Annotated in this window: 6 protein-coding genes; 3 read left to right on the top strand and 3 right to left on the bottom strand. The window is 67.0% G+C overall.

The features are described from left to right. Window positions 1-48 precede the first annotated feature (48 nt). Entirely contained in the window at window positions 49-813 is a 765-nt protein-coding gene (locus QMX85_RS11470) for a 2-keto-4-pentenoate hydratase (protein ID WP_282340956.1), read from the top strand. 280 nt (window positions 814-1,093) lie between these two features. On the opposite strand, the gene QMX85_RS11465 is transcribed toward QMX85_RS11470, so the two are convergent. Continuing rightward, window positions 1,094-2,767: an NAD-dependent malic enzyme gene (locus QMX85_RS11465; RefSeq protein WP_282340954.1), complete on the bottom strand. Its 1,674-nt coding sequence runs from the start codon at window positions 2,765-2,767 to the stop codon at window positions 1,094-1,096. Between the two features lie 175 nt (window positions 2,768-2,942). Between QMX85_RS11465 and QMX85_RS11460 the strand changes: the two genes are divergently transcribed. Next, window positions 2,943-3,740, top strand: coding sequence for a phosphodiesterase (locus QMX85_RS11460; protein ID WP_282340952.1), 798 nt, complete (start codon window positions 2,943-2,945; stop codon window positions 3,738-3,740). A gap of 3 nt (window positions 3,741-3,743) precedes the next feature. Here QMX85_RS11460 and QMX85_RS11455 read toward each other — a convergent pair whose 3' ends face one another. After that, on the bottom strand, window positions 3,744-4,124 hold the full coding sequence (locus QMX85_RS11455) for a helix-turn-helix domain-containing protein (protein WP_282340950.1): 381 nt from the start codon (window positions 4,122-4,124) through the stop codon (window positions 3,744-3,746). 82 nt (window positions 4,125-4,206) lie between these two features. Here QMX85_RS11455 and QMX85_RS11450 point away from each other — a divergent pair, with 82 nt between their 5' ends. Further along, window positions 4,207-5,268: an SDR family oxidoreductase gene (locus tag QMX85_RS11450; RefSeq protein ID WP_282340948.1), complete on the top strand. Its 1,062-nt coding sequence runs from the start codon at window positions 4,207-4,209 to the stop codon at window positions 5,266-5,268. 11 nt (window positions 5,269-5,279) lie between these two features. On the opposite strand, the gene QMX85_RS11445 is transcribed toward QMX85_RS11450, so the two are convergent. Then, entirely contained in the window at window positions 5,280-6,494 is a 1,215-nt protein-coding gene (locus QMX85_RS11445; protein ID WP_282340946.1) for a YeeE/YedE family protein, read from the bottom strand. Window positions 6,495-6,829 lie beyond the last annotated feature (335 nt).

Below are 6,829 nucleotides of genomic sequence, written 5' to 3'. Positions count from 1 at the left end.
CCGCCACCCTTGGGTGGCGGCCGAGCCGAACGAAACGAGGAATCCGCCGTGACTACCGCTGCTCCCGCATCAACGCTCGCCAGCCTGCTTCATCAGGCGCGCCAGAGCCGTCAGCCGCTGACTGGGCTGGACCCGGCGCTGGCGCCCGCCAATCCGGCCGCCGCCTACGCCGTACACAAGCAGGTCCTCGGCCTGCGCGAGGTCGGCGTGGCGGGCTGGAAGGTCGGCTCGAAATCCTCCGACGGCCCGATCCAGGCGGCGCCGTTGCCGGCCGACGGCGTGCATCCGACCGGCGCGCAACTGCGCCGCGACGACTTCCAGCCGCTGGCTCTGGAACTCGAGGTGGCGTTCCGCTTCAACCGCCGCTTCGAACCGGGGCGCAGCTATTCGGACGACGAGGTGATGCAGGCCATTGGCTCCATGGGCCCGACCATCGAGCTGGTCACCAGCCGCTACGCCGACTGGCCGAAGGTCGAGCCGCTCTGGCAACTGGCGGACCTGATGAGCCACGGCGCGCTGGTGGTCGGCGAGTTCATCCCCTATCGGGAGGACTTTCCCTTCGCCGCCCCTTCGCTGACCTTCGAGTTCGCCGGCGAGCGCCGCCTGCCGGACTGGACCGCGGTCAACACCGCCGGCGATCCGCGCCGCCTGCTGCCGTGGCTGGTCAACCACTGCACCGCTCAGGGCATCGTGCTGACCCCGGAAACCGTGGTCACCACCGGTTCCTACATCGGCATGTACTTCGCCGAAGGCGCCGGTGCCGTGAAGGGCAGCATCGCCGGCTTGCCGGCGGTTGAGTTGACGCTGGTCTGAGTTCCTCCGGCGGCCGAGTTCGGTGGGTACGGTATCGTGGTGGGCTGAAGCCCACCCTACGGGCGTTGTGCGGAATTCCAGAGCCCCTGGCAGTGATGCCGGGGGCTTTTCGTTTGCGCCCATCCCCCCGCGTTGGTGTTCGCGGAATCGCGGCACGTAAGGTGGGCTTCAGCCCACCGCCGTCCAGCCTCCCGCCGTTCAGTCCCCCGACACTGCGTCCCCATAACGAAAAACCCCCGGACAAGCCGGGGGTTCTGGTTTCGCCAAGGCGTCGGGACGATCAGTCCTGCGCGCGGTATTGCCGGTAACGCGGATACCAGAAGTTCGCCTCGATCGCCGCGTGCAGCTCGTCGTCGCTGCGCCCCGGCGCCACGCCGGCTTCCTGGGCGGCCTTGCCCACGGCGAAGGCGATGCGCTTGCTGACTTCCTGCACCTTGCTCAGCGGCGGCAGCATCTCGTCACTGGCGGAGCATTCGGCCAGCGCCAGCGCCGAGGCCATCAGCATGCTTTCGGTGACGCGCTCGGCCTGCACCGCCAGCACGCCCAGGCCGATGCCGGGGAAGATGTAGGAGTTGTTGCACTGGGCGATCGGGTAGGTCTTGCCGTCCACGGTGACCGGCTTGAACGGGCTGCCGGTGGCGATCAGCGCCTGGCCCTTGGTCCAGCTCAGCACGTCTTCCGGGCGCGCCTCGATCTGCGAGGTCGGGTTGGACAGCGGCATGATGATCGGCCGCGGGCAGTGGCTGTGCAGGGTCTCGATGATTTCCTGGGTGAACAACCCACCCTTGCCGGACACCCCGATCAGCACGCTGGGCCTGGCGTTGGCGACCACGTCGAGCAGCGAGGGCAGCGTCGAGCTGGTTTTCCAGCCGGCCACTTCGTCACGGCTGTGCATCAGGCGCTTCTGGAAGTCGTACAGGCCCTCCTGGTCGTCGGTGAGCAGGCCCTTGCTGTTGAGCAGGTAGACGCGCTGGCGGGCCTGCGCGTCGCTGAGGCCCTCGGCCTTCATCGCGGCGATGATCTGCTCGGCGATGCCGCAACCGGCGGAACCGGCGCCGACGAAGGCCACGGTCTGCTCGCTGAGCTTCTCGCCCTTGAGCTTGCAGGCGGCCAGCAGGGTGCCGACGGTGACCGCCGCGGTGCCCTGGATGTCGTCGTTGAAGCAGCACAGCTCGTCGCGGTAGCGCTCCAGCAGCGGCATCGCGGTGGCCAGGGCGAAGTCCTCGAACTGCAGCAGCACGTTCGGCCAACGGCGTTTCACCGCGGCAACGAACTGCTCGACGAAGGCGTAGTACTCCTCGCCGCGCACGCGCTGGCGGCGGATGCCGAAGTACAGCGGGTCTTCCAGGCGCTCGGGGTTGTTGGTGCCGACATCCAGCACGATCGGCAGCGTGTAGGCCGGGCTGACGCCACCGCAGGCGGTGTACAGAGACAGCTTGCCGATCGGGATGCCCATGCCGCCGACGCCCTGGTCGCCGAGGCCGAGGATGCGTTCGCAGTCGCTGACCACGATCACCTTAACGTTGTCCTTGGTGACGTTGCCGATGATTTCATCCATCTGCTCGCGGTCATCGTAGGAGATGAACAGGCCGCGGTGGCTGCGGTAGATGCGCGAGAATTCCTGGCAGGCCTTGCCTACGGTCGGCGTGTAGATGACCGGCAGCATCTCCTCGAGGTGCTCGTCGACCAGGCGGTAGAACAGGGTTTCGTTGAAATCCTGGATCGAACGCAACAGCACGTGGCGTTCGAGATCGGTGTTGCAGGCCTCGAACTGCCGGTAGGCGCGGGCAGCCTGCTGGTCGATGGTTTCGATCTGGTTCGGCAGCAGGCCGAGCAGGCCCAGTTCGCGGCGTTCTTCGGCAGAGAAGGCGGTGCCCTTGTTCAGCAGCGGCGTGCTCAGCAGCGAAGGACCCTTGAAGCGCACCGTGACCGGGCGAAGGGGTGGGTTATTCATTTCGTCACCTCTCTTTTTGTATTTTGCATTCAATATATGGATTTTTCCGAGAAGCGCCAGATGAACTTGTCCTTCGCCGGGCTCTTCCGTGTGGCGCGTTACTTGCTGCGGTACTCCGCCTAATGCTCTGCGTGATTGCCGCCGGGGCATCGATCATACGAGCCCTGGGGAAAGAATGCTCATCGCCCAACTGTCCGACCCGCACATCCGTCCCGCCGATACGCTCTACCAGGGACGGGTGGATTCCAACGCGATGTTCCGCGCCGCCATCGACCAGCTGAACCAGCTGCATCCGCAGCCGGACCTGGTGATCGTCAGCGGCGACCTGGTCGACGAAGGTTCTCCCGCCGAGTACGCGATGGCCAGGGCGCTGCTGGCCGGGGTTCGCCAGCCCATACTGCTCATTCCCGGCAACCACGACGAGCGCGAAGCGTTTCGCGCGGCCTTCGCCGACCACCATTATCTGCCCGCCAGCGGCCCGCTGCATTTCATCGCCGCCGACCACGGACCGCTGCGCATCATCGGCCTGGACGTCACCGTGCCCGGCGAGCATCACGGCGACATCAGCGATGCGCTCGTCGCCTGGCTGGAGCAGGCGCTGGCCCGGGAACCGCAGCGGCCGACGCTGATCATGCTGCACCAGCCGCCGTTCGACAGCGGCATCCCTTACATCGATCTGTACCAATGCCGCAACGGCCACCGGCTGGCGCAGCTGGTGTCGCGCTACCCGGCGGTAGAGCGGATCGTTTGCGGACATATCCACCGCTCGATGCAGCTGCGTTTCGGCGGCACCCTGCTGTGCACCGCGCCGAGCACCACCACGGCCATCGCCCTGCGCCTGGACCCGGATGCGGAAGAGGCGTCCTACATCGAGCCACCGGCGATGTTGCTGCACCACTGGCGGGCCGAAACCGGGCTGATCACCCACTGGCTGCCGATAGGCTCGTTCACCGGCCCGCTGCCGTTCGCCTGAGCCTCAGCGTCGCTTCGAGGTAGCCCGCGGCTCGAGATCATCCAGCGCCGCGGCGTTCGTCCGCGCCCAGTCGTAGACCATCTCGATCGGCTGCACCATCAGCTCGCCGAGCGGCGACAGCGCGTACTCCACCGCCGGCGGCACGCTGTCCTCCACATGCCGGGTGACCAGGCCGCTGGCGGCCAGCTCGCGCAGGGTCTGGCTGAGCATTTTCATCGAAATTCCGGACAGGCTGCGGTGCAGCGCACCGGTACGCGCACGTCCGCCATGCCGGGCGTGGAGGGTGTGCAGGATCATGCTGGTCCACTTGGTGGCGAACAGTTCCAGCACGCGGCGCGGCGCGCAATCCTCGCGCCATTGCTCTTCGGGAGTCCCGGGTTTCATCGGTGGTTACCTTTTGGTGCCGACTTGGACAGCGGTCCAGGGGTCTTTATGGTGTCGGGAACGTTTATCCGTGGAGTCGATTATGTCGAAGGTTGCATTGGTTGTCGGGGCGAGCGGGATCGTCGGTAGCGCGACCGTGGAGGAACTGCTCGGGCAGGGCTGGCAGGTTGCCGGCCTGGCGCGCAAGCCGGTCGCCCGGCCCGGCGTCACGCCGATCGGCGCGGACCTGCTGGACGCCGCCTCGCTCAACGCCGCCCTGGCCACCCTGGCGCCGTCGCACCTGTTCATCAGCACCTGGTCGCGCCAGTCCAGCGAGGCCGAGAACATCCGCGTCAACGCCGCCATGGTGCGCAACCTGCTCGATGCCGTCGGGCCGCGCGGCAGCCTCGAACACGTGGCGCTGGTCACCGGGCTCAAGCACTACCTCGGCCCGTTCGAGGCCTATGGCAAGGGCGCCTTGCCGCAAACGCCGTTCCGCGAGGAGCAGGGCCGTCTCGACGTCGAGAACTTCTACTACGCGCAGGAGGACGAAGTGTTCGCCGGCGCCGAGCGCCATGGCTACCGCTGGAGCGTGCACCGCCCGCACACCATCACCGGCGTGGCGGTGGGCAATGCGATGAACATGGCGACCACCCTCGCGGTGTACGCCTCGATCTGCCGCTTCAGCGGTCGTCCGTTCCGCTTCCCGGGCTCCGAGGTGCAGTGGAATGCCCTCACCGACATGACCGATGCCCGCCAACTGGCGCGCCAGCTGCTGTGGGCCTCGACCACGCCGGCAGCGGCCAACCAGGCGTTCAACGTGGTCAACGGCGACGTGTTCCGCTGGAGCTGGATGTGGCGACGCATCGCCGAGTGGTTCGGCCTCGAGGCGGCGTCGTTCGACGGCAGCCTGCAGCCGCTGGAGCGGCAGATGGCGGATGACGGCAAGGTCTGGGCCGAGATGGTGGCGAAGTTCGATCTGGCCGAAGCGGACCTGAACCGGCTGATCTCGCCCTGGCACACCGACGCCGACCTGGGGCGGCCCATCGAGGTGGTGACCGACATGTCGAAGAGCCGCAAGCTGGGCTTTCTCGACTACCAGGCCAGCGATGACGCCTTCTTCGACGTGTTCGCCCGCCTGCGCGAGTTGCGGCTCATTCCCTGAGCCATCGGGGATCAACAGCCGGTCAGTTGGACTTCGCGGCGTTCTCCGGGGAAGAACAACGGTCGCAGGCGCACGCCGACGCCGTTGCCGACGAACGCCGCCACCAGCCACAGCCAGCCATGCAGGCTGCCGGAGGCGATGCCGCTGAAGTAGGCGCCGATGTTGCAGCCATAGGCCAGGCGCGAACCGTAGCCGAGCATTAGCCCGCCGATCACCGCGGCTACCAGGGAGCGCAGCGGGATCCGCAGGTTCGGTGCGAAGCGCCCGGCCAGCCCGGCCGCCAGCAGCGCGCCGAGCATGATGCCGATGTCCATCACCGTGGTGATGTCCTGCCAGACCGGTGCGGCCAGCGCGCTGGCGTTCGCCGGCTGCTGCCAGAACGGCCAGCTGGACACCGCCACCCCCATCCCTTGCAGCACCTTGGCGCCCCACAGGGCGAAGGCCGAGGTGATGCCCCACGGGCGTCCGGCCAGCGCCAGGGTCGCGTAGTTGAGCAGTGCCAGCAGCACCGCGCCCCAGATCAGCGGCCAGGGGCCCCGGAAAAAGCGCTGCAGGCCCTGATGCTCGCTGGGTGCTGCGCGTTCCAACTGGCCGTGGCGACGCAGTTCCAGGCGCGCGCTCAGGGCGGCGATGGCGGCGAACAGCGCGAGGCTGAAGATCAGCGCCGGCAGCATGCCCATGGTGGTGATGATCGACGTGGGCGGCAGGCTGGGCAGCGCCGACCACCAGTGCAGATGGTGGGTGGCCAGCACACCGCCGACGATGAAGAACAGCAGGGTGACCAGCATCCGCGCATTGCCGCCGCCGACGGTGAACAGCGTGCCGGAGGCGCAGCCGCCACCCAGCTGCATGCCGACACCGAAGATGAAGGCGCCGATCACCACCGAGGTACCCGCCGGCGCGACAAGGCCCTTCACCGGCATGCCGAACAGTGTGCCCGCGCTCAGCGCCGGGAAGAACAGCAGCACCGCCACCGCCAGCATCACCATCTGCGCGCGCAGGCCCGCGCCCCGGCGGTCGTTGAGAAATACCCGCCAGGCCGAGGTAAAGCCGAACGCGGCGTGATAGAGCACCAGGCCCAGCGACGCGCCGACGATGAACAGCAACGCCTGACGGCCGCTGACGCCCAGGCTCAGGGCGACCGCGCCGAGCAGCAGCAAGGTCATGGCGACCATCGGCGTACCTGGGCGCGGAGCCGGGGCCGCCGTGGAAATCGATAAGCTCATTGGGAAGCACCGCACTGCAAGAGGACCGCCATTTTAAACCTCTACCGGCCGCCACCCAAGCCGAGCCGCCAGACGCGCTGGCTTTCGTCGGACGGAGCGTCCGCGTTGTTGCCGAACTTCCCGGGATTGGCTTTCAACTTTCCTGGCACACTTTTCCCGACACTTCACATATCCGCGTGTCCGCATGTGTCATTGGCCGGATATGACCAGTTAGTGCAGGACGGATAACTTCCTCCGCGTGGGGCTGAAGACAGGCGAGTGTTACGAGTTATGACCGGTGGGGTTTCTCGGTAATTCGTTCATATATATTCCCGAATGACAAAAGCATGCATTCG

Origin of the sequence: Pseudomonas sp. PS02288, from assembly GCF_029959715.1 — a bacterium.
In the GTDB taxonomy this organism is placed as follows: Bacteria; Pseudomonadota; Gammaproteobacteria; order Pseudomonadales; family Pseudomonadaceae; genus Pseudomonas_O; species Pseudomonas_O kuykendallii.
This window is presented reverse-complemented; position numbering and strand designations above follow the sequence as displayed.